The organism is Xanthomonas sp. NCPPB 1067 (assembly GCF_020783795.1).
GTDB lineage: Bacteria > Pseudomonadota > Gammaproteobacteria > Xanthomonadales > Xanthomonadaceae > Xanthomonas > Xanthomonas melonis.
In genome coordinates this window covers 188,952-211,632 of sequence record NZ_JAJGQG010000003.1, presented here as the reverse complement: position 1 = coordinate 211,632, position 22,681 = coordinate 188,952, and the positions used below count along the sequence as shown (strand labels likewise).

The 22,681-nt window shown below is 67.5% G+C and carries 17 protein-coding genes; 8 read left to right on the top strand and 9 right to left on the bottom strand.

The genetic code is table 11. The features are described 5' to 3' along the window. Nucleotides 1–120: 120 nt before the first annotated feature. Together cysN and cysD are read right to left on the bottom strand one after the other, a co-directional pair. Entirely contained in the window at nt 121–2,127 is a 2,007-nt protein-coding gene (gene cysN / locus LL962_RS04155) for a sulfate adenylyltransferase subunit CysN (RefSeq protein WP_228316008.1), read from the bottom strand. After that, nucleotides 2,127–3,035, bottom strand: coding sequence for a sulfate adenylyltransferase subunit CysD (cysD, locus tag LL962_RS04150; protein ID WP_228316007.1), 909 nt, complete (start codon nt 3,033–3,035; stop codon nt 2,127–2,129). Before cysD ends, cysN begins: the two co-directional genes overlap by 1 nt. Nucleotides 3,036–3,213: 178 nt before the next feature. Between cysD and LL962_RS04145 the strand changes: the two genes are divergently transcribed. The 3 genes from LL962_RS04145 to LL962_RS04135 all read left to right on the top strand — a co-directional run bounded on the left by LL962_RS04145 (nt 3,214) and on the right by LL962_RS04135 (nt 7,634). Further along, a complete protein-coding gene (locus LL962_RS04145) occupies nt 3,214–5,061 on the top strand; it encodes an assimilatory sulfite reductase (NADPH) flavoprotein subunit (protein WP_228316006.1) in 1,848 nt (615 codons plus the stop codon). Nucleotides 5,062–5,205: 144 nt separating this feature from the next. Further along, the gene (gene cysI / locus LL962_RS04140; RefSeq protein WP_228316005.1) at nt 5,206–6,912 is read left to right on the top strand and encodes an assimilatory sulfite reductase (NADPH) hemoprotein subunit; all 1,707 of its coding nucleotides are present in this window, start codon (nt 5,206–5,208) and stop codon (nt 6,910–6,912) included. After that, nucleotides 6,909–7,634: a phosphoadenylyl-sulfate reductase gene (locus LL962_RS04135; protein WP_228316004.1), complete on the top strand. Its 726-nt coding sequence runs from the start codon at nt 6,909–6,911 to the stop codon at nt 7,632–7,634. The genes cysI and LL962_RS04135 overlap by 4 nt, the downstream gene beginning before the upstream one ends. Nucleotides 7,635–7,763: 129 nt before the next feature. Here LL962_RS04135 and LL962_RS04130 read toward each other — a convergent pair whose 3' ends face one another. The 3 genes from LL962_RS04130 to LL962_RS04120 form a co-directional block, all read right to left on the bottom strand. Next, the gene (locus LL962_RS04130) at nt 7,764–9,338 is read right to left on the bottom strand and encodes a PepSY-associated TM helix domain-containing protein (protein WP_228316003.1); all 1,575 of its coding nucleotides are present in this window, start codon (nt 9,336–9,338) and stop codon (nt 7,764–7,766) included. Then, complete coding sequence (locus tag LL962_RS04125) at nt 9,338–11,341, bottom strand: TonB-dependent receptor (protein WP_228316033.1); 2,004 nt, start codon at nt 11,339–11,341, stop codon at nt 9,338–9,340. Before LL962_RS04125 ends, LL962_RS04130 begins: the two co-directional genes overlap by 1 nt. Before the next feature lie 192 nt (nt 11,342–11,533). After that, nucleotides 11,534–11,986 carry a DUF2946 family protein gene (locus LL962_RS04120; RefSeq protein WP_228316002.1) on the bottom strand — a complete coding sequence of 151 codons (453 nt, stop codon included), beginning with the start codon at nt 11,984–11,986 and terminating at the stop codon, nt 11,534–11,536. A 576-nt stretch (nt 11,987–12,562) separates the two neighbouring features. Here LL962_RS04120 and LL962_RS04115 point away from each other — a divergent pair. After that, nucleotides 12,563–13,759, top strand: a complete 1,197-nt coding sequence (locus tag LL962_RS04115; protein ID WP_104586695.1) for a sensor histidine kinase — start codon at nt 12,563–12,565, stop codon at nt 13,757–13,759. Between the two features lie 606 nt (nt 13,760–14,365). Here the strand turns inward: LL962_RS04115 and LL962_RS04110 are convergent. Both LL962_RS04110 and LL962_RS04105 read right to left on the bottom strand, forming a co-directional pair. Further along, entirely contained in the window at nt 14,366–14,635 is a 270-nt protein-coding gene (locus tag LL962_RS04110) for a hypothetical protein (protein ID WP_228316001.1), read from the bottom strand. Nucleotides 14,636–14,643: 8 nt separating this feature from the next. Further along, on the bottom strand, nt 14,644–15,627 hold the full coding sequence (locus tag LL962_RS04105) for a LysR family transcriptional regulator (RefSeq protein WP_228316000.1): 984 nt from the start codon (nt 15,625–15,627) through the stop codon (nt 14,644–14,646). A gap of 164 nt (nt 15,628–15,791) precedes the next feature. Here LL962_RS04105 and cobA point away from each other — a divergent pair, with 164 nt between their 5' ends. The 4 genes from cobA to LL962_RS04085 all read left to right on the top strand — a co-directional run bounded on the left by cobA (nt 15,792) and on the right by LL962_RS04085 (nt 19,515). Next, the gene (gene cobA, locus LL962_RS04100) at nt 15,792–16,997 is read left to right on the top strand and encodes a uroporphyrinogen-III C-methyltransferase (RefSeq protein WP_228315999.1); all 1,206 of its coding nucleotides are present in this window, start codon (nt 15,792–15,794) and stop codon (nt 16,995–16,997) included. A gap of 17 nt (nt 16,998–17,014) precedes the next feature. Continuing rightward, entirely contained in the window at nt 17,015–17,974 is a 960-nt protein-coding gene (gene cysK / locus LL962_RS04095) for a cysteine synthase A (RefSeq protein ID WP_228315998.1), read from the top strand. 311 nt (nt 17,975–18,285) lie between these two features. Continuing rightward, a complete protein-coding gene (locus LL962_RS04090) occupies nt 18,286–18,792 on the top strand; it encodes a methyltransferase family protein (protein WP_228315997.1) in 507 nt (168 codons plus the stop codon). Between the two features lie 183 nt (nt 18,793–18,975). Continuing rightward, entirely contained in the window at nt 18,976–19,515 is a 540-nt protein-coding gene (locus tag LL962_RS04085; RefSeq protein ID WP_228315996.1) for an O-acetyl-ADP-ribose deacetylase, read from the top strand. A gap of 285 nt (nt 19,516–19,800) precedes the next feature. On the opposite strand, the gene LL962_RS04080 is transcribed toward LL962_RS04085, so the two are convergent. Both LL962_RS04080 and pyk read right to left on the bottom strand, forming a co-directional pair. Then, nucleotides 19,801–20,805, bottom strand: coding sequence for a class I fructose-bisphosphate aldolase (locus tag LL962_RS04080; protein ID WP_104586702.1), 1,005 nt, complete (start codon nt 20,803–20,805; stop codon nt 19,801–19,803). Nucleotides 20,806–21,143: 338 nt separating this feature from the next. After that, the gene (gene pyk, locus LL962_RS04075) at nt 21,144–22,610 is read right to left on the bottom strand and encodes a pyruvate kinase (protein ID WP_104586703.1); all 1,467 of its coding nucleotides are present in this window, start codon (nt 22,608–22,610) and stop codon (nt 21,144–21,146) included. Nucleotides 22,611–22,681: the final 71 nt, after the last annotated feature.

Sequence of the window (22,681 nt, the reverse complement as noted above, 5' to 3'; positions counted from 1 at the left end):
TTGACGCCCGTCGCGTGACGCGCGCAGGAAAACGGACCCGACCGGCCCGCCCGGGCCTCTCCTGGCGGGCGCGCGACGGCTGCAGCCTTCAGATCGGAACGGCCAGCGGGCGTTTCCCGCTCAGCGCTCCAGCCCGAGGTATCCCAGCACCTGGCGTGCCAGCGCCTCCACATTCTCGCCATCGGCACGAAGATGGATCTCCGGCGCCTGCGGCGCCTCGTACGGCGAGTCGATGCCGGTGAAGTTGGGAATCTGCCCGGCGCGCGCCTTGCGGTACAGCCCCTTCACATCGCGCGCCTCGGCCACCGCCAGCGGCACATCGACGAAGACCTCGACGAACTCGCCTGCCTCGAAGCGTTCGCGCGCCAGTTGCCGCTCGGCGCGGAATGGCGAGATGAAGCTGACCAGCACGATCAGCCCGGCATCGGCCATCAACCGCGCCACCTCGGCCACCCGGCGAATGTTTTCCACGCGATCCTCGTCGGTGAAGCCCAGATCGCGATTGAGCCCGTGGCGCACGTTGTCGCCGTCCAGGATGAAGGTGTGATAGCCCAGCGCGTGCAGGCGCTTGTCCACCAGATTGGCCACGGTGGACTTGCCTGCGCCGGACAGACCGGTGAACCACAGCACGCGCGGCGCCTGCCCCTTGATGCGCGCGCGCGCGCTGCGGTCCACATCCAGGTGCTGCCAGTGCACGTTGCCGGCGCGGCGCAGCGCGAACTCCAGCGTGCCGGCCGCCACCGTGGCGTTGGTCTGCCGGTCGATCAGGATGAAGCCGCCGAGCACGCGGTTGCGCGCATACGGCGCGAACGCAATCGGCTCGTCCAGCGACAGGTTGCAGTAGCCCACCTCGTTGAGCTCCAGCCGCTTGGCGGCCAGCCGCTCCTGGGTGTTCACCTCGACCTTGTGCTTGATCTCGCTGATGCTCGCGGTGACCGAGCGCGCACCGATCTTCAGCCAGTACGGGCGACCGGGCAGCAACGCCGCATCGTCCATCCACAGCAGATGCGCAGCGAACTGGTCGGCCACCTCGGGCGGGTCGTCGATACCGGCGATGATGTCGCCACGACTGATGTCGATTTCGTCACGCAGGGTCAGCGTCACCGCCTGACCGGCCCGTGCGCTGTCCACCTCGCCATTGGCATCGAGCACGCTGGCCACCTGGGTACGGCGCCCGGAGGGCACCACCACCACCGCATCGCCCACACGCACCTGGCCGGCGGCAATGGTTCCCGCATAGCCACGGAACTGCGCATTCGGCCGGTTGACCCATTGCACCGGCAGGCGCAGGCCGCTGCCGGACTCCGGCGCCGTCACCTGCACGGTTTCCAGATGTTCCAGCAGCGACGGCCCCTGGTACCACGGCATGCGGGTGGACGGGCTGGACAGGTTCTCGCCCGCCAGCGCCGACAGCGGAATGCACTGCACGGCGGCGATGCCCAGCTGCGCGGCAAGCGCCCGGTAGCCTTCGGCGATCGCGGCGAACACCTGCGCGTCGTAGTCCACCAGATCCATCTTGTTGACCGCCAGCACCACGTGGCCGATACCCAGCAGCGACACGATGTAGCTGTGCCGGCGTGTCTGGGTCAGCAGCCCCTTGCGCGCATCCACCAGCACCACCGCCACATCGGCGGTGGACGCGCCGGTGGCCATGTTGCGGGTGTACTGCTCGTGCCCGGGGCAATCGGCCACGATAAACTTGCGCCGGTCGGTATCGAAGTAGCGGTAGGCGACATCGATGGTGATGCCCTGCTCGCGCTCGGCTGCCAACCCATCCATCAGCAGGGCGTAATCGATCCCCTCGCCCTGCGTGCCATGCCGGCGGCTATCGCTTTCCAGTGCCGCCAGCTGGTCGTCGAACAGGCGCTTGCTGTCGTACAGCAACCGCCCGATCAGGGTGCTCTTGCCGTCGTCCACGCTGCCGCAGGTGATCAGGCGCAGCAACGGCTTGGATTCGTGCTGTTGGAGGTAGGCAGCGATGGTGCCGCTTTGTCGGGACCGGGGACCCGGGACCCGGGACCCGGAAAAATCAACAGCAGAAGCGTTACCGCTGTCAGCATCGCGCTTTTCCCCGGTCCCCGGTCCCCGGTCCCCGGTCCCGGCCTGCTCCCACGCCTCACTGCCCATCAGAAATACCCCTCCAGCTTCTTCTGTTCCATCGATGCGCCGGGGGCGTGGTCGATCATCCGGCCCTGACGTTCGGAGCTGGTGCTGACCAGCATTTCGGCGATCACCGCTTCCAGGGTGTCGGCCGTGGAGTCGATCGCGCCGGTGAGCGGATAGCAACCCAGCGTGCGGAAGCGCACCGAGCGCAGCTGCGGGGTTTCGCCCGGATGCAGGGGCAGGCGCGCGTCATCGACCATGATCAGGGCACCATCGCGTTCGACCACCGGGCGCGGGGCGGCGAAATACAGCGGCACCACCGGAATCTGCTCGCGATAGATGTACAGCCAGATGTCCAGTTCGGTCCAGTTGGACAGCGGGAACACGCGCACGCTTTCGCCAGGGCTGGTGCGTGCGTTGTACAGATTCCACAGCTCCGGTCGCTGGTTCTTCGGGTCCCAGCGATGGCGCGCATTGCGGAAGGAAAACACGCGCTCCTTGGCGCGCGATTTCTCTTCGTCACGGCGTGCACCGCCGATCGCCGCATCGAACCGGCCATGCTCCAGCGCCTGCTTCAGACCCTGGGTCTTCATGATGTCGGTATGCACGGCAGCGCCGTGGCTGATCGGGCCGACGTTCTGCGCGATGCCGTCGGGATTGATGTGCACGCGCAGGTCCACGCCGGTTTCGGCCGCGCGGCGATCGCGGAAGGCGATCATCTCGCGGAACTTCCAGCGCGTGTCCACGTGCAGCAGCGGAATCGGCGGTGGCGACGGCGCGAACGCCTTGAGCAACAGGTGCAGCAGCACCGAACTGTCCTTGCCGACCGAATACAGCATCACCGGCGCGCGGAATTCTGCGGCGACCTCGCGCAGGATGTGGATGCTTTCGGCTTCGAGCCGGTCGAGATGGGATAGCGGGAGTTGGGTCATCGGACTGTGATCGGCCTCGGCAGGCGGCCAACCGATGGTAGGGCAAGGCGCAGCAGTGTGTCCTGCCGCGAAGCCGGCCCGAAATAAGCGGCCGGCATAACGCGATAACGGCTGTTCCTTTCTGCTGGCGGCAACGGCTCCCTAACATCCTCGGTCTCATCCACGCCCCTGGAACCGAATGACTGCCGCCAGCTCCACGCTACCGCCCAGCCCCTTGCCCGACGAGCGCAAGGCGCTGCTGGAGCGGCTGGTCGAGGGCCTGGATACCGCTTCGCTGTGGTGGCTGTCCGGCTACACCGCCGGGCTGGCCCAAGGCCAGCCGCCGCGTTCGCTGGCGGTGCTGCCGGGTGGGCAAGCGCAGGCGGCAGCGCAGGACAGCCAGCGCCTGACCGTGCTCTACGGCAGCCAGACCGGCAACGCCCGTCGGCAGGCCGAGCAACTGGCCGCCGACGCCGAAGCGGCGGGCCTGAGCGTGCGGCTGCTGCGCGCCGATGCCTACCCCACCCGCGAGCTGGCCAGCGAACGCCTGCTGTACGTAGTGATCAGCACCCAGGGCGAAGGCGACCCGCCGGACGATGCGATCGGCCTGGTGGAGTTCCTCGCCGGCCGCCGCGCGCCCAGGCTGCCCGAGCTCAAGTACGCGGTACTGGGCCTGGGCGATTCGAGTTATGCGGACTTCTGCGGCATCGCACGGCGTATCGACGAGCGGCTGGCCGAGCTCGGTGCCAGCCGCGTGCAACCACGCGGCGAGGCCGACCTGGACATCGACGGTGTCGCCATTCCGTGGCGCACGCAGGCGCTCAAGCACGCGCGCGAGCAGCTGCGGAGCGTCCCGCACTCGGCCACCGTCACTCCCCTGCGTAGCTCCCCTGCCGCGCCCGCCTGGTCGCACCAGCACCCGTTCGGTGCAGAGCTGCTGGCCAACCAGATCATCAGCGGGCGCGACTTCAAGGGCCCGGGATTCCGGGTCTACGCGCAACCGGGCAAGCGCGTACGGCACCTGGAATTCTCGCTGGAAGGCAGCGGCCTGAGCTACGAACCGGGCGATGCGCTGGGCATCGTGCATCGCAATCCACCGGCCCTGGTGGAGCCGCTGCTGCAGGCCGTGCGGCTGGATGGCGATGCCGCGGTCACTGTCGGCGAGGACACCCTGGCGCTGCGCGAGTGGCTGAGCACCCGGCGCGAACTGACCAAACTCTCGCGCCCGTTCCTCACCGCCCATGCCGAGCGTGCCGGCGCAGACGAACTGCAGGCGCTGCTCGCCCCGACCCAGACCGCCGGCCTGGCGGCGCTGCTCGCCGATCATCAGGTGATCGACGTGCTGCGCCGCTGGCCGGCGGATTGGGACCATGCCGGCCTGCTGGCCAGCCTGCGTCCGCTCACCCCACGGCTGTACTCGATCGCCTCCAGCCGCAAGCGCGTGGGCGAGGAAGTGCACCTGGCGGTGGACGAGCTCCATTACCAGGCACACGGGCATACACACCTGGGCTCGGCAAGCGGCTTTCTGGCCGGGCTCGCCGAAGGCGACACCGCGCCGGTCTACATCGAGCCCAACCAACGTTTCCGCGTGCCCGCCGATGCCGACCGCGACATCCTGATGATCGGCCCCGGCACCGGCGTGGCGCCGTTCCGCGGCTTCGTGCAGGAGCGCGCCGAAACCGGCGCCCGTGGACGCAACTGGCTGTTCTTCGGCGCCCAGCATTTCAACACCGACTTCCTGTACCAGGCCGAATGGCAGCAGGCCCTGCAACGCGGCGAGCTGCACGCCCTGGAGCTGGCGTTCTCGCGCGATCACAGCGAAAAGATCTATGTGCAGCACCGCCTGCGCGAACGCGGTGCCGAGGTCTACGCCTGGCTGCAGGGCGGCGCGCATGTGTATGTGTGCGGCGCCATCGGCATGGGCAAGGACGTGCACGCCGCATTGCTGGACATCGTCGCCACCCACGGCGCACGCAGCCCGGAGGACGCCGCCGCCTACCTCACGCAACTGCAGGTGGAGGGGCGGTATGCGCGTGATGTCTATTGAGATGCCGGGACTCGGGACCGGGGACCCGGGACCCGGGAGCAGCAAGAAACACAGCAACTGCAGTGCACGCTCTTGCTATCCCGGGTCCCGGGTCCCGGGTCCCCGGTCCCGCTCCCACAACCCGCCCCTCCCCAGCAGCCACCAATGAGCCACTCCGTCGAAGACATCAAATCCCACAGCCGTCGCCTGCGTGGGTCGCTCGAGCAGAGCCTGGCCGATGCGGTGACCGGGGCGTTGCGCGAAGACGATCAGACCCTGATCAAATACCACGGCAGCTACCAGCAGGACGACCGCGATATCCGCGACGAGCGGCGCCGGCAGAAGCTCGAACCGGCGTATCAGTTCATGATCCGCACGCGCACACCGGGCGGAGTGATTTCGCCCAGCCAGTGGCTGGCACTGGACGGCATCGCCACCCGCTATGCCAATCATTCGCTGCGCATCACCACCCGCCAGGCGTTCCAGTTCCATGGCGTGATCAAGCGCGAGCTCAAGGCCACCATGCAGGCGATCAATGCGACCCTGATCGATACGCTGGCGGCCTGCGGCGACGTCAATCGCAACGTCCAGGTGGCGGCCAACCCGCTACTGTCGCAGGCGCACGCCGCGCTGTATGCGGATGCGGCGCGCGTGTCCGAACATCTGCTGCCCAACACCCGTGCGTACTACGAAATCTGGCTGGACGAGCAACGCGTCTCCGGTTCCGGTAGCGAGGACGAGCCGATCTATGGCGAGCGCTATCTGCCACGCAAGTTCAAGATCGGATTCGCCGCCCCGCCGCTCAACGACGTGGACGTGTTTGCCAACGATCTTGGTTTTATCGCGATCCTGCGCAACGGCGAGCTGCTCGGTTACAACGTCAGTATCGGCGGCGGCATGGGTGCCACCCACGGCGACACCGAGACCTGGCCGCGCGTGGCCAATGTGATCGGCTTCGTCAGCCGTGAGCAGTTGCTGGACATCGCCACCGCGGTGGTCACCACCCAGCGCGACCTGGGCAACCGCGCGGTGCGCAAGCGCGCGCGCTTCAAGTACACCATCGACGATCACGGCCTGGATACCATCGTGGCCGAGATCGAACGTCGTGCCGGCTTCGCCCTGCAACCGGCACGGCACTTCGCGTTCGAGCACAACGGCGACCGCTATGGATGGGTGGAGGGCGAAGACGGCCTGTGGCACCTGACCCTGTCGCTGCCGGCTGGCCGCATCGCCGATACCGACACCGCCGCGCATCTGAGCGGCCTGCGTGCGATCGCACAGCTGCAGGTGGGCGAATTTCGCATGACGCCCAACCAGAACCTGGTCATCGCCGGCGTACCCGCTGGCGAACGGGCACGTATCGATGCCCTGGTGGCGCAGTACGCGCTGGATGCCGGCAATCGCGCCACCACCGCGCTGGCGCGGGGCGCGATGGCCTGCGTAGCGCTGCCCACCTGCGGCCTGGCCATGGCCGAAGCCGAACGCTATCTGCCGGACTTCAGCGCCGCCCTGCAACCGCTGCTGGCGCGCCATGGCCTGACCGACACCCCCATCGTGCTGCGCCTGTCCGGCTGTCCGAATGGCTGCTCGCGGCCGTACCTGGCCGAGATCGCCCTGGTCGGCAAGGCGCCCGGCCGTTACAACCTGATGCTGGGCGGCGACCGCCGAGGTCAGCGGCTCAACACCCTGTACCGCGAGAACATCGCCGAGGCGGACATCCTCGCTGCACTGGATCCGCTGCTGGCCCGCTATGCGGCCGAACGCGACCGGGACGGCGATGAAGGCTTCGGCGACTTCCTGCACCGCAGCGGCCTGATCGCGCTGCCGCCCTACCCCACGCACCGTCACCTCGACCTGGAACTGCTCGCATGACCGCGCTGCCCGCTGCATCGAACACCGCTTCGGCACTGGATGACCTGGACGCGCTCAACGCGCAGCTGGAAAACCTGCGCGCCGACGAGCGCGTGGCCTGGGCCTTGCAGCACGGGCCGCAGGAAGCGGCGCTGTCGTCCAGCTTCGGTGCGCAGTCGGCCGTCACGCTGCATCTGTTGTCCCAGCAACGCCCGGACATTCCGGTGATCCTGATCGACACCGGCTATCTGTTCCCGGAGACCTACAGATTCGCCGACGCGTTGACCGACCGGCTCAAGCTCAACCTCAAGGTCTACCGCCCGCTGGTCAGCCGTGCCTGGATGGAGGCCCGGCACGGCCGCCTGTGGGAACAGGGCATGGTGGGCATCGATCAGTACAACAACCTGCGCAAGGTCGAGCCGATGCGGCGCGCACTGGACGAGCTCAACGTGGGTACCTGGTTCACCGGCCTGCGCCGCAGCCAGTCCGGCGGCCGCGCGCAGACGCCGATCGTGCAGAAGCGCGGCGACCGCTACAAGGTCAGCCCCATCGCCGACTGGACAGACCGCGACGTCTGGCAATATCTGCAGGCCCACGACCTGCCGTATCACCCGCTGTGGGAACAGGGCTATGTCTCGATCGGCGATTTCCACACCACCCGCCGTTGGGAGCCGGGCATGCGCGAGGAAGACACGCGTTTCTTCGGGCTCAAGCGCGAGTGCGGCATCCACGAAGACATCTGAGCGCGGCGCAGTACGCGCTTGTTACCAAGCCTGCATGCACCACGACGCGTCGAATTTGCCGGTGGGCACACCGCCGAGCGCACTCCTGACTCGGCAGGTCTGCAGCGCATCGAGGTGACGCGCTCGTGCTCATGGCATGAGAACGCGTGCCTGACTGCGCAGCATCCAGTAGCGGTCGAACAGCCACATCAGCAATAGCGACACCCCGACCAGCGGGAAGATCAGCCCGCAGATCACCAACAGCACCAGCACACCGCGCAGCGTGCGCGGATCGGCCGGCAACGGCGGCACGCCCAGGTCGCCGACCGGACGACGTTTCCACCACATCACCGCCGCGCTCACGCAAAGCAGTCCGATCGCCGCGCACGCCAGCAACAGGATCAGCTGGTTCGCCGTTCCGTATTGCTGACCCAGGTGCACGTTGATGCCCCATTCCAGCGCACGCGCCACTGGCCCGTAATCGTGATAGCGCATGTCCAGCAGCACCGCACCGCTGTACTGATCCAGATGGATCACGCGTTGGCCGTGCAGGTCGGCCGGATAGACCGAGGCGGTATACACCCCGGTGGCGCCACGCGGTGGCGAGACGCTGTAGCCCGGCACGATGCCGAGCGCATCGAACCGCGCCATCGCCGAATCCAGACCGATTGCGCCGTGACCTGGCGCAGCGACACCGCCGGTGCCGCCGTGGGCGGCATGTTGAGACTGGACCGCATGTTCTGACGGGCTTGGCTGTTCCGAGTGTTCCGAGTGTTCCGAGTGTTCCGAGTGTTCCGAGTGTTCCGAGTGTTCCGAGTGTTCCGCATCCGCCAGCGTCACACTTACCCGCCCGTCACGCAGACCCTCGTCCACCACCGCGGCCCCACGCCCAGGCAGCACAGACTCCGGCACACGCGCCTGCCGCAACGACCACGCCGGATCGGTCGTCTCGGACAAACGCTGCTGCGACATCGGCTGCTGCACGCGCAGCCCCGCGGGATAGCCGAAATCATGCCCATTGGCCCAGCGGTTGACCTGTGCGCCCCACAGCCAGGACCACGGCATGCCGGTCAGCGCCAGGAACAGCAGCACCGCGCCCACGCCGGCACCGGTCACCGCATGCAGGTCGCGCCAGAACAGCCGCTGCGCCGGCTTGCCGCGCACCTTGATCACGCCGCCGCGGCGCCCGCGCGGCCACCACAGGTAGAAGCCGGTGAGCACCAGCACGATTGCCCAACCCGCTGCCATTTCGATCAGCCCCTGCGCGAATGGCCCGAGCAGCTCCAGACTGTGCAGCCGCCGGATGGTCCAGGCCAGGGTGCCATGCTCGGGCAGGCTGCCCAACACGCGCGCGCGATACGGGTCCACATACACCACCCGCCGCGCGCCCTGCGCATCCACCAGACCGATCTCGGCGCTGGCATCGGCCTGTTTCGGCGTGGTGTAGCGGAACATACGACCGACGTGATGCCGCCTGGCCGCATCCACCAGCTGCTGCGCAGACGCGCGCGACGTTCCCACCGGCACCACCTTCAGCGCGTGATGCGCGCTGCGGTCGATCGCTTCCTGATACAGGAACGCCGCACCGGTCAACGCCAGCCACACAATGAACGGCAGCACCAGCAGGCCGGCGTAGAAATGCCAGCGCCATACCGCGCGGTAGAACCGCCAGCGGCCATCCTGCGACGCTGCACTGGCTCGGCCATCGTTGAAGAGTGCGTGCATCAGAAGCTCCAGTCCCACGACAGCGACAGCGCGCGGCCATCGCCCGGCGAATAGCCGGAACTGCCGCTGTCGTACCATGCATAGACATAGGCGCGATCGGTCGCATTGCGCAGCTGCAGGCTCAGTGCAGTGCGTGCACTCACGCTCCAGCGCGCCCCCAGGTTGAGCAGCGCATAGCCGCCCGTGCGGCCCAGCGTGTTGCTGCGCTCCAGGAAGTAGTCGCCCTGCGCATTGCCCCAGGCGCTGAGCTGCAAGGCCGTGGTGAGCTGCCACTCCAGCCCGGCGGTTGCCAACCAGCGCGGCACGTTTTCGATCTCCTTGCCGCGCGTAGCCGGTGCGCTCGGGTCCGGTGTGGCGATGCTGGCCTTCTGCCGCGAATATGCGATCCACGCGCGCCAGTGTTCGGCCGGCTGCAGATTCACCTGCGCATCCCAGCCACGCCGCAGCGTGCGCCCCACATTGGCCACCTCGCCGACGCCGGGAACGCCGTTGACGCCAAGCACGGTCGCCACCTCGCCGGACGCGCGTTGCTCCCAGTACGCCAGGCGCCCGTCCAGCAGCACCGACGGCGCGAATTTGAAACCGGCTTCCCAGCCATCGTTGATCGATGGCCCCAGATCTGCGGACTGCCGACGATAGGCTCCGTCACCGCTACCGATCTGAAAGCTGCGCCCCCAGTTGGCGTACACGCTGTCGTGCTCGCCCACCCGATAGCTGGCGCTGAACTTGGGTTGCCTGATGGCGCCGTAGCGGTAGATGGGGGCGTACACGCCAGCCAACACATCGTGCAATTGGCCATCGACACGATCGACCCGGTAACCCGGCACCAGCTGCAGACGCCCGGTAGGTTCGAGCACCGCCTGCACATAGGCGCCGTGCGTGCGCAGGCCGTAGTCCCACGCGCGCAGTCGCGCCGTGCGCACACGCGCCACGGTGCGGTAGCGCCGCGACTGGTTGGACTGCCATTGCGCATCCACGCCGGCGTCCAGGCTGAGATCCATCGCCTCCCAGTCCGGCCGCCAGCTGCCGCGCAACAACATGCCGCGATGGGTTTCGTCGGTATCGCGCTCCTGTTGCAGGCCTGCGGCCGAAAAACGCACCCAACGCTGGTTGCGGTAATCGTTCTGATAGGCCTTGGCGCTCCACTGCGCATTCGCCCCCAACGCACCGTCGGCATGCACTGCGGTCTGCCGCACGCGGCGTTGGCTGCGATCGTCCTGCGCATACGCCGGTGAACTGCGCGGCGCCGCACGGGCGGTGGCCGCATCCAGATAGCCCGCCTCCAGTGCATGGTTGTCGTAATGGCGCGTGGTCAGCCCGGCGCGGAAGGCGCCATCCGGATCGGTGTAGAACCATTTGCCGGCCGCGCTGCGTTTGCGGGCGTCGGCATGTTCGCGATAGCCATCGGAGTCGCGCCAGGCCAGCACGTAGTTCTGGCTCCACGCACCGCGTTCGACACCCTTGCCCAGTTGCAGCTCGCGTGCACCGAAACTGCCCCCGGTCACGCTCAGCCGGCCATCGTTGCCGCCGCTGCGGGTCAGCACATCCACGCTGCCGGCGATGGCGTTCAACCCATAGCGCGCATCGTTGGTGCCGCGCACGATCTCGATGGCGCTGATGTCCTGCGGGAACACCGCGTCCAGGTACGGCATGCCGCCAGCGTTGTCGTTGCTGGGAATGCCGTCGATCAGCAGCTTCACCGCATTGATCCGCCCCTCGCCATTGAAACCGCGGAACGAGAACCGCCCTGCATCGGTGCCCATGCGGAACGGGGTGACCTGCACGCCGGGCGCGCGCATCAGCAGTTCCCAGCTGTAATCCACATGTTGATCGTGCAGCAGTTCGCCGCCGATCACATCCACCGAGCTGAGGACCTGCGCAGCACCTGGAAAGCGCGGGGCCTGTGCACCGACCTCCACCTTGCCCAGCATCAATGCCACCTCCTGCGCCTGCAGGGTACCGGCGGCCCCATACACCAGCGCCAACGACGGCGCGTACCACAACGCTTGCAACAACCCCCAACGCATTGACCAATCCCTTGCCGTCACAAGACGGCACGACAGCCGCGCACCACCCAGACGGCGGGCGCCAGCGTGATTCAAGGAAACGGGCGGTTCATCCAGCCATGCGCGCACCGGCCGACGCACTGGCGGCGGCGCAGCTGCGATGCAACGAACGCCCGCGACGGGCGAGGTTCACGCCTGCCGTGGCGGCCCGCGCGCGCCGAGCGCTGCCCAGCGCAGTGCCGCCCGGTGCGGTGCGGCAGAAGCTGCGGATATCGGCGATGGCCGCAACTGCAGTAGACATAGCACGGCCACGATCAGCCACGGCAACAGCCGCGCCGCCAATACGCAGTAATCGCAGGCTTCGCCATGCGATGCGGCGGCGTGGTCACCGGCGTGTGGTGTGGTCGCGGCCGCGTGCCCGGCGTGATGCGATGCGTGCTGGTGGGATGCATGCTGGTGCGATGCGAACTGACCGCGCGCCAGCAAGGCGGTGTCGATGCTCGCCGACACCCCACTGGTGCACATCGGCTCCTGCGCCGGCATCTGGCTCCAGCGACTGATCAACGGCGCCACCAGCATCAGCAGGACGGCCAGGCAGGCAAGCCGATGCAGCAGGCGGTGGTGGCGGAACGAACCCAGCATCCGGGCAGTGTAAGCGGCACGGCGCTGCCGCCGCGATGCCCGCAGTCCCTGCGCGACCGGATGTCGCACCCTGCGGCTTGGGTTCGGCGTCGCGTTGGCTGACCTGTCCGTCGATCCTGCCGAACAGCTTGCGTTCGCCCCTGCACCAGCTGAGCACCTGCCAAGGTCACCTCGAGCGAGCCAGCGGTCAGCCCCTGCAGCATCCTGCGCCGTCGACAACGGGGCGTGGCCAGGCGTCGGCAGAGACGGCTTGCCGCGGTCGACGCCAGGCGCTGCGAGCTGGCAAAGCGCTGCCAGGACACCACCGCGCCCCGCCGCAGTCAGGCCAGGCCAGCACCTGCACCCGTAGCGCGCAACGCCTCCCGGTGACGGCTCGGCGACCAGCCTCTCCGCAACCCACTGTCGCCCAACGCCGGCAGGCATCGGCCTCTGGAGCGGGCGGATGCCCACCACAACGACGCCAGTGCGAAGCTGTCCAGGCCGGCAGTCACAGTTCCCGGCCGGCACCCGGCGCCGCATACCTGCTGCGCACGGCCATGCCCTATGCTTGCGGCTCATCCCATTCATACCGCGCGCATGAGCACCGTCCTGTCCGATCCAGCGGCCGAGCCACTTCCCTGCGCCCCCAAACCGCCTAGCGAAGCCTTGCGCCTGCAAGCCCTGCGTGGCTACGGCATTCTCGATACCCCGCGCGAGGCGGCGTTCGAAGACATCACCCGGCTCGCGTCGATCATCTGCCAGACCCCGATCGCATTGATCAGCCTGGTCGATGCCGACCGCCAGTGGTTCAAGAGCGAACTCGGCATGGGCGAGCGGGAAACCCCGTTGTTCAAGTCGATGTGCGCGCACGCGCTGCTCGACAACGACGTACTGGTGGTACCGGACACCCGCGAAGACGTGCGCTTCTCGCGCAATCCGCTGGTCACCGGCGAGGCGCCGCTGTACTTCTATGCCGGCGCTCTGCTGAAGACCCCAGACGGCCTGCCCCTGGGCACGGTCTGCGTGCTGGACAGGAAACCGCGCCAGCTCACCGACGAGCAGGTCGAAGCGCTGCGCGCGCTCGCACGCCAGACCATGGCGCAGCTGGAACTGCGCCGTGCACTGCTGATCGCAGAAGAGTCCGATCGCTACCGCAGCCGGCTGATGGCCATCGCCGGTCACGATCTCAAGACGCCACTACGCACGGCCGCCTACGCCATCGACAAGATGCGCAGGCATGCCAACGTCGATTCGATTCCCACCCTGGTGACCGCACGCGATGCGATCGGCCAGGTCGCGCGCGAGCTGGACGAACTGGCGACGCTGGCCGCGGCGGGCAAGTCCGCGATGCCCGACCTGCAGCCGCTGCAGCTGGAGGACGTGCTGCACGCGGTGCTGGGCGTCTGGCGCCAGCCGGCCATCGACAAGTGCCTGGCGCTGCGCCATGTGCCGACCTCGCTGCGCGTCCGCAGCCACCCCACCTTGTTGACCACGCTGATCGGCAACCTGGTCGGCAATGCGGTCAAGTACACCGAGCGCGGACGCGTGCTGGTCGGTGCGCGTCGCCGCCCCGGCCATGCCGTGGTGGAAATCATCGACAGCGGCATCGGTCTGAATCTGGAACAACCCGAACAGGTCTTCCAGGCCTTCCGCCAGGCCGACCCACGCAGCGACGGCCTGGGTATCGGCCTGTGGATCGTGCACCGCACTGCCGAGACGCTGGGCTGCGAGGTCAGCGTGCGCTCCCGCCCGGAAGGCGGCACCTGCTTCTCCGTACGGATTCCGCTTGCCTGAGGCTTGTTGATCGATTCGCCTGGCAGTGGGCTCGCGTGGACGGCCGGCGTCTGGCGAGTTGCCCGCGGGCGGCGCTGCGCGCGGCATCCGGCTCGCCCCTGTACAGCTGCGTGGCCTTGCATAAAAAAGGCGGACCCGGGCTCCCGACCCGGGTCCGCCGCCAAGCACGCCAGGCCTCTCCCCAGGGACCCGGGTGCGCCAGCCGCTCGGTGCGCAGCCTCGCGCAGCAGTGATGCGACAGCGCTAGCAACCCTCCACGACACCCCACTGACCAGACCGGCAAGGCGATAGCGGCATCGCCGGTCCTGCGTCGTCCACCCCTAGACGTCCGAAGGTAGTCGTCTCATGGCTGCTATAAGGATTTACGACAGGGCGCAGCGCAACTTGAAGGACGCTGGCGACACCGGCACAGGCGGCCCTGACAGAGGTAGGGGGAATCACCGACAGCGCGCGTTCGCGTACGCCACAAGGGCCAACTAAATCATTGGTTTGAAACTACTTTTTCGTGCATGGCCGACTGTGCAATGCAGCATGCAGCGGAAGGCGGAAGGCCTGTCCCGACCACATCGCCGGGAGATCGCAGCGCTCCGCCACTGACGACTCCCGCTAGTCCGACGCCTGCCGCGCGAACCAGTTCGCCGAATGCACCTCTTCACTGGCGACCTCGAGCAGCTGCCGCAGCGTTGCCAGTGGAACCTGCACCGCTGCATCGCCGGACGGCAGGGTGACCCATAAGGTGTCGTCCTGCGGGTCGGCGGACACGGTCACCAGCGCCTGCTCGCTTCCGTCGACGCAGGCCGACAGCTGCAGCGACAGCCCGCCGTCCGGTTCGGACAACCACAACCGGCTCAATGCGGGACGCATGGGCGCGCTCATCGCATCGCTCAGCTGGTAATGGTCTGGGTGAGCGATTCCCAGGTCGGCGGCAGCGGCCAGTCCGGTGCCTGGTTGCCGTCCAGGACGCGGCGCAGGTCGCGTTTGTCGATCTGCGGGGCCAGCACATGCACCAGATCCAGCGCATAGTCGCGCAGCACACGGTCGCGCGGCAGCACCGCCCAGGCGATGCACTCGGCGATGGGAGCCGGGGCCGGCCAGGCCCGCAGGTCTTCGTCGTACGCGCTGATCGCCATCTCCGCCACCAACCCCACGCCGAGCCCGGCGCGGACGTAGGTCTTGATCAGATCGGCATCCAGCGCGGTCAGCGCGATGCTCGGCACCAGCCCCACCTGTGCAAACGCCCGCTGCAGCGAGGAGCCCGGCCGGGTGGACGATTCGTAGCTGATCAAGGGGTGCTCGGACAGCGCCTGCATGTCCGGCGTCACCCTCGGAGTGTCCAGCGCATGACCGCGTGGCACCACCACCAGCCGCCGCCAGCGGTACAGCGGCACCGCGATCCCGGCACCAGGCTCGCCGCCGGCGGTACTCACCACGGCGATATCGGCATCGCCCTGGCTGAGCAGATCCAGCGCTGCACTTTCGGCGGCCTGCTGCAGGTGCACGCTCACCTGCGGGTAGGAATGCTTGATCTGCGCCACCGCCGGCGGCAGCACGAAACGCGCCTGGGTATGGGTGGTGGTCAGGGTCAGCTGCCCCTGACTCTCGCGGCGCTGATTGGCCGCGTAGGTACGGATGTTGTTGGCCTCGGCCAGCACCGCGCGGGCGCGCTCGATCACCTCCACCCCGGCCGGCGTCACCGTGTCCAGGCTGCGCCCCTTGCGCACGAACAACAGAAAGCCCAGCTCGTCCTCCAGTTGCTTGAGCTGCTTGGACAGGCCGGGCTGGGTGGCGTGCACCCGCGCGGCGGCCAGCGTAATGTTCAGCTCGGCATCGGCGATGGCCACCAGATAACGAAGTTGGGTCAGCGTCATGGGCTTATGTCCAAAAAAGCGCGAGGCGCCACAAGGCCTTCGACTGTAGTGGAGTTCCGGGGGCCAGCTTATAACCGAACGCTATTTTTAGGGTGTATGAAGTCATTTCCGACCGCTATATGCCGGCGGTACGGTCTGGCCCTTCCTTTCGATACCCCCGGACCGTGACCGCTGCGTTCCCGCTCCTTGCCGACCTGTGTGGCCGCGCCGTCCTGGTGGTCGGCGGCGGCGTCGCCGCCGAACGTGCAACGGCCAGCCTGCTGCAGGCTGGCGCGCAGCCATTGGTCGGCGCCCCGGCACTGACCGGGCAACTCCAGCAGTGGGTGCAGGCCGGCCAGGTGCGTTGGCTGGCCGGACACTTCCACCCCGACTGGCTCGCCTTGCCTGACGCTCCGCTCTGGCTCACCGTCGCCGCCAGCGAAGACCACGACCTCAACCAGGCCTTGCGCACTGCCGCCGGCCGCCAGCGCCTGCTCACCCATACCGCCGCGCCGGTCAGCGCGCCTGCCGCCACGCCCTCCCCCCCGCAGCGCAGCGGTATCGCTGCGCCGAGCCCCGGCAGCGTCACCCTGGTCGGCGCCGGTCCTGGCGACCCCGGGCTGCTCACCCGGCATGCGCTGCGCGCGCTGCGGCAGGCCGAGGTGGTCCTGCACGACCGGCTGGTCAGCCCGCAGATCCTGCACCTGGCCCGCCGCAGCGCCGTGCTGGTGGAAGTCGGCAAGGCCGCGCAAGGGCATAGCACGCGCCAGGAACAGATCCACGCACTGATGCTCGAATACGCCCGCGCCGGGCGCCGCGTGGTCCGCCTGAAGGGCGGGGACGCGTTCGTCTTCGGCCGCGGCGGCGAAGAACTGGAGTTCCTGCAGGCGCACGGCATCGGCTTCCAGGTGATTCCCGGCATCACCGCCGCGCTCGCCTGCGCCGCCTATGCCGGCATTCCACTCACCCATCGCGACCACGCGCAGTCGCTGCGGCTGGTCACCGCCCATTGCAAGGATTCGCTGGACACCCTGGACTGGCAGGCGCTGGGTCAGGAGCGGCAGACCCTGGCCTTCTACATGGGCGTGGCCGGGCTGGACGCCATCCAGCACCGCCTGCTGCAGGCCGGCCGCGCAGCCGGCACTCCGTTCGCGCTGGTAGAGAACGGCTCCCGCCCGCAGCAGCGCGTGATCACCGGTACGCTGGCCACGCTGGCAACCACCGCCCAACGGCATGCCGTGCGCGCCCCCGCGTTGTTGATCCTGGGCGAGGTCGCGGCCCTGGCACGGTCGCTGCACTGGTTCGGCGCCGCCCCCCTGACTGCCGAGCCGCCAGCGCTGCCCTCACCCGACGCAACGCCCCACCCGCACACACTCGCCCACGCAGCCTGATTCCGACGGAGACCCCCATGGCCCTGTACGACACCATCCTCGACACCATCGGCCGCACCCCGGTGGTCAGACTCAACCGCCTGGCACCGGACCACGTGTCGCTGTACGTCAAGGTCGAATCGTTCAACCCCGGCGGCTCGGTCAAGGACCGCCTGGCACTGGCGATCATCCTCGACGCCGAACAACGCGGCCTGCTCAAGCCCGGTGACACCATCGTGGAGGCCACCTCCGGCAACACCGGCGTGGCGCTGGCCATGGTGGCTGCCGCACGTGGCTACAAGTTTGTCGCCACCATGGTGGAAACCTTCTCCATCGAGCGCCGCAAGCTGATGCGCGCCTACGGCGCCAAGGTGATCCTGACCCCGGCCGCCGAGCGCGGCAGCGGCATGGTGCGCAAGGCCAAGGAACTGGCCGAGCAGCATGGCTGGTTCCTGGCCAGCCAGTTCGCCAACCCGGCCAACCCGGCCTATCACCGCAACACCACCGCCGCCGAGATCCTGCGCGACTTCGCCGGGCAGCGGCTGGACCATTTCGTCACCGGCTGGGGCACCGGCGGCACCCTCACCGGAGTGGGCGAAGTGCTGCGCGTGGCCCGCCCGGAAGTGCGCATCACCGCCACCGAGCCGGCCGGCGCCGCGCTGCTGCAAGGCCAGGACTGGAAGCCGCACAAGATCCAGGGCTGGACGCCTGACTTCGTGCCGGACGTCCTCAACCGCGAGGTCGCGCACGAAGTGTTGAGCGTGGAAGACACCGACGCCATCAGCGTGGCGCGCCGCCTGGCCGCAGAGGAAGGCATCTTCACCGGCATCTCCGGCGGCGGCACGGTCGCCACCGCGCTGCGCGTGGCCGAGGCCGCCGCGCCGGGCGCGGTGATCCTGGCCATGCTGCCCGACACCGGCGAGCGCTATTTCTCCACCCCGCTGTTCGCCGACATCAACGAAGGCTCCGACGACGACTGGCTGGCAGGTCTGCCCTGAGTGGAGCCGGTAGGGCGAGCGGTGGCGGGGATGGTGTAGGGGCTGCGGGTTTGGTTCGGGACCCGGGACCCGGGACCCGGAAAAGCGTAGTCCTGCTGCAATCTGCTGTTGTGGACGGTTGGCCATCTCTCGGTGGATGAACTCACCTGACTGGCGGCGGCTCTCAGGTCGCACGCACTGGCATCTTCTCTGCCCGGCTCTTACGGGACCCGGGTCCCGGGTCCCGAGTCCCGGCTCTTCCCGGCTCTCCCCACCTCCCACCCCCGTCAAGGAACCGTTAGGATGGCGGCCCTGACGCAGGGAGAAACGTGGTGAGCAACCGGCCGTATGGACACAGCGAGACCCGCGCCACGCGGGCGCCATGGCTGGTGAAGATGACCTCGCCGGTGCATTTCGCGCTGTCGCTCGGCCTGGGCGCATGGCTGCAAGGCGTGCTGGACCTGCCGCTCCCTGCCCCGTCGCTGCTGGCCTGGATCCAGCTGGCCGGCGGCCTGGTCGCCTGCCTGGGACTGGTGCTGGCGGTGAGCTGCTTCGTCCTGTTCGCACGCCGACGTACCACCATCCTGCCCAGCGGCCATCCCTCCCGACTGGTGCTCGACGGCCCGTACCGGGTCACCCGCAACCCGATGTACCTGGCACTGGTGCTGAGCCATGTCGGGCTATGCCTGCAGCTGGGTCAGCTATGGGCGGTGCCTCTGGTTGCACTGCCCTGGCTGGCGCTGCAGCGCTACGTCATTCCGTTCGAAGAAGCGCGGCTGCGTGCCGAATTCGGACGCACCTACGCCGATTACTGCGCGCGCGTCCGTCGCTGGCTGTAGCGCCAGGACGAAGAACCGATCGATCCGATCGATGGATCCAGCCTCTCCGCAAGGCGTGGCATGGGCCCCGATCGCGCATGCCCGAACCGTCGCAGGCGATGAGATGAATGGACGTTAGCGTGCCTCCGTCGCAACGCCTAACCCATCACGCTTTCATCATTCAAATCCCATAACTATCGCTGCATGAAAATCGAAGTCTGGCAAGGCGACATCACCGAGCTCGACGTTGACGTCATCGTCAACGCGGCCAACGAATCACTGCTTGGCGGTGGTGGCGTGGACGGCGCCATCCACCGTGCTGCCGGCCCCCGCCTGCTGCAGGCCTGCGAGGCATTGCCGCAGGTGCGGCCCGGCGTGCGTTGTCCCACCGGCGAGATCCGCGTCACCGATGGTTTCGACCTCAAGGCCCGCCACGTGTTTCACACGGTCGGCCCGATATGGCGCGACGGCAAGCACAACGAGCCCGAGCAACTGGCCAATTGCTACTGGCAGTCGCTGAAGCTGGCCGAGCAGATGCTGCTGCATTCCATCGCATTCCCGGCCATCAGTTGCGGCATCTACGGCTACCCGCTGTACCAAGCCGCCCGCATTGCCGTGACCGAAACACGCGACTGGCAGCGCTCGCACAAGGTGCCCAAACACATCGTGCTGGTGGCCTATAACGAAGCGACCTACAAGGCCTATCAGCAGGCCCTGGCAATGCAGGAAACCGCGGCCGCCTGACCGCACTGCACGGCTCGATGCGGCATGCAACGACGAGCGCCGCAAGGCGCTCGTTACGCTTTGGCAGCCCGGATGGACACTTGCCCATCTCCGATACATCATTCAGGCGTTTCCCGAAGGTCTGCAACAACGTGCGCAGTTGGAGGTCGGACGCTGCGGCTGGAAACCCGCGCGATCGAACGCTGGGGCCTTGGTCGCGATGTTCGAGGTCAATAAAAAACGCCGGCATCGCTGCCGGCGTTTTTGCACTCAGGCTGAGCCGGCCTTGCAGCCGCGCTCACACGATCAACCCTTCCACTTGCCCAGCGCGGCCAGGCCGTTCTCCTTGGCGCGCTCGTAGATGATCTGCTGCGCCTTGGCGTAGTTGCCGGTCATATCCTGCGACCACAGCTTCAGTGCGGCCTGCTGCATCGCGCGGCCGTACGAGAAGCTCAGCGGCCACGGCAGGTTGCCGAGCTGGTGCATTTCGTTGAGGTGCGCGGTGGACTGCTCGTCGGTCTGGCCGCCGGACAGGAATACGATGCCAGGCAGGATCGCCGGCACGGTGGATTTCAGGCACATCACGGTGGATTCGGCCACTTCCTCGACGCTGGCCTGCTCCTCGCAGCTCTTGCCGGAGATGACCATCGACGCCTTCAGGATGGTGCCTTCGAGCACGACATTCTGCTCGTACAGCGCACCGAACAGCGAGCGCAGGGTGGCTTCGGTGACTTCGTAGCAGGTCTCGATGTCATGGGTGCCGTCCATGATCACTTCCGGTTCCACCATCGGCACCAGGCCCTGCTCCTGGCACAGCGCTGCATAGCGGGCCAGCGCATGCGCATTGGCCTCGATGCAGGTGCCGGACGGGATGTCCTCGCCGATGTTGATGACCGCACGCCACTTGGCGAAGCGCGCGCCCAGCGTGTAGTACTCCTCCAGACGCGCCCGCAGGCCGTCCAGGCCTTCGGTCACCAGTTCGCCCGGCATGCCGGCCAGCGGCTGCGCGCCCTTGTCGACCTTGATGCCCGGGATGATGCCGTGGTCGGCCATGTACTTGGCGAACGGCACGCCGTCCTTGGTCTTCTGACGGATGGTCTCGTCGAACAGGATGGCGCCAGAGATGTAATCGCTCAGCTTGGGCGTGGTCAGCAGCAGTTCGCGGTAGGCGCGGCGGTTTTCCTCGATGTTCTCGATGCCGACGCTGGCAAACCGCTTGGCGATCGTGCTGGTCGATTCGTCGATGGCGATGATGCCCTTGCCCGGGGCCACCATGGCCTGGGCGGTTTCGGCAAGCTGTTCGATGCTCATGTAGTTCCTGTGGCAGCAGCGGGGGAGAACGAAAGTATAGCGACGAAAGTCGTATACATTCCTTCACGGAATGCCTGCAACCGATTACACCCTTATCGCGTGACAGGATGTGTGGCGTTGCTCGCATCGCGTTACGGATTCGGGATTCGGGATTCGGGATTCGGGATTCGGGATTCGGGATTCGTCAACGCTGAGCATGACGTGCAGCCTGTTGCTTGCTTTGCTGTGATGCATGGCGCCGACTGCGGCTGCGCAACACAGCACAACGGCGGCCCTGGGGCCGCCGTTGCGTGTCGCATCTTCCGGCCCGGCGCATGCGCCGGGTGCCGTCGACGGGATTAAAGCTCGCCCAGACCCGTCGCGCGGCCGTCGTCGCCCACTTCCAGCAGACGCAGCGTGTTGGTGGCGCCGTGCATTTCCATGTGCTCGCCGCTGGTGAACACCACGCGGTCGCCGGGCCCCATGCGCTCGTTTTCCACCAGCAGGCGGATCGCCGCACGTGCGGCTTCGCGCGGAGTCAGGCCGCGGCTATCGAAGCTGATCGGGAACACGCCGCGCATCATCGCCATCTGGCGACGCGCGCCATCGTGACGGGTGAAGGCATAGATCGGCATGTTCGAACGGAATCGCGACAGGAAACGCGGGGTGCCACCGGACTCGGTCAAGGCCACCACGCCACCCAGACCGATGTGCTCGGACAGGAACATGGTCGCCATCGCGATGGCCTGGTCGGCGCGCTGCAGGTTGCGCTGCGCTGCCTCGAAATCGGTGTCGAATTCGAACTGGTGTTCGGCACCCAGGCAGATGCGCGCCATCGCTTCCACCGCACGCACCGGATAGGCGCCGGCAGCGGTTTCGGCCGACAGCATCACCGCATCGGTGCCGTCGATCACGGCGTTGGCCACGTCCAGCACTTCGGCGCGGGTCGGGATCGGGCTTTCGACCATCGACTGCAGCATCTGCGTGGCGGTGATCACCACCTTGTTCTGCGCAAGCGACTCCTTGATGATCTTCTTCTGCAGGCCAGGAAGTTCGGCATCGCCGATCTCCACGCCCAGATCGCCGCGCGCCACCATCACCACATCGGACGCTTCGACGATCTCGACCAGATTTTCGATCGCTTCGGTACGTTCGATCTTGGACACCAGCTGCGCATCGCAACCGTGCTGCTGGGCGATCTGGCGGGCGTCGTGCATGTCCTGCGCGTTCCGGCAGAACGACACCGCAATGAAATCCACGCCGATCTTGGCAACGATCCCGATCAGCTCCTTGTCACGCTCGGTCAGCGCACCCAGCGACAGGCCGCCGCCCTGCTTGTTCAGGCCCTTGCGGTCGGACAGCACACCATCGTTCAACACCTTGGTGACGATACGCGCACCCTGCACGTCGGTGACCTGCAATTGCATCAGGCCGTCGTCGAGCAGCAGCACATCGCCGGCGGTCACGTCCTGTGGCAGGCCGAGATAGCTCACGCCGACCTGCTGCTGGTCGCCAGCCGGCGCGTTGGCATCGGCCACCAGGTCGAAACGATCGCCCATGGCCAGAGTGATCTTGCCCTCGGCGAAGCGCTCGATGCGGATCTTCGGGCCCGGCAGGTCGGCCAGGATGCCGACTTCCGCACCGACCCGCGCAGCGGCGGCACGTACCTCTGCAGCGCGTTTGGCCTGGCCGGACGGATCGCCGTGGCTGAAGTTGAGGCGCACCACGTTGACGCCCGCCTTGAACAAGGCGTCCAGCACACCGGGCGGATCCGTTGCCGGCCCGAGGGTGGCGAGGATCTTGGTGCGGCGTTGACGTTCTTTCATGATGGCCTCCCTGTAAAAGCCGCGAAACTTAACACACACATCACGCGCCCAGGATGGCATTGCGGCATAGC

Bases quoted from the DNA above. Each gene is read 5' to 3' on its own strand.
- LL962_RS04120 (WP_228316002.1), bottom strand. From the start codon at position 11,986: ATGCTGGGTTCGTTCCGCCACCACCGCCTGCTGCATCGGCTTGCCTGC.
- pyk (WP_104586703.1), bottom strand. From the start codon at position 22,610: ATGAAAGAACGTCAACGCCGCACCAAGATCCTCGCCACCCTCGGGCCG.
- cysI (WP_228316005.1), top strand. From the start codon at position 5,206: ATGAGCCACTCCGTCGAAGACATCAAATCCCACAGCCGTCGCCTGCGT.
- LL962_RS04130 (WP_228316003.1), bottom strand. From the start codon at position 9,338: ATGCACGCACTCTTCAACGATGGCCGAGCCAGTGCAGCGTCGCAGGAT.
- LL962_RS04110 (WP_228316001.1), bottom strand. From the start codon at position 14,635: ATGAGCGCGCCCATGCGTCCCGCATTGAGCCGGTTGTGGTTGTCCGAA.
- LL962_RS04135 (WP_228316004.1), top strand. From the start codon at position 6,909: ATGACCGCGCTGCCCGCTGCATCGAACACCGCTTCGGCACTGGATGAC.
- LL962_RS04115 (WP_104586695.1), top strand. From the start codon at position 12,563: ATGAGCACCGTCCTGTCCGATCCAGCGGCCGAGCCACTTCCCTGCGCC.
- LL962_RS04105 (WP_228316000.1), bottom strand. From the start codon at position 15,627: ATGACGCTGACCCAACTTCGTTATCTGGTGGCCATCGCCGATGCCGAG.
- cysN (WP_228316008.1), bottom strand. From the start codon at position 2,127: ATGGGCAGTGAGGCGTGGGAGCAGGCCGGGACCGGGGACCGGGGACCG.
- cysK (WP_228315998.1), top strand. From the start codon at position 17,015: ATGGCCCTGTACGACACCATCCTCGACACCATCGGCCGCACCCCGGTG.
- cysD (WP_228316007.1), bottom strand. From the start codon at position 3,035: ATGACCCAACTCCCGCTATCCCATCTCGACCGGCTCGAAGCCGAAAGC.
- LL962_RS04080 (WP_104586702.1), bottom strand. From the start codon at position 20,805: ATGAGCATCGAACAGCTTGCCGAAACCGCCCAGGCCATGGTGGCCCCG.
- LL962_RS04145 (WP_228316006.1), top strand. From the start codon at position 3,214: ATGACTGCCGCCAGCTCCACGCTACCGCCCAGCCCCTTGCCCGACGAG.
- LL962_RS04085 (WP_228315996.1), top strand. From the start codon at position 18,976: ATGAAAATCGAAGTCTGGCAAGGCGACATCACCGAGCTCGACGTTGAC.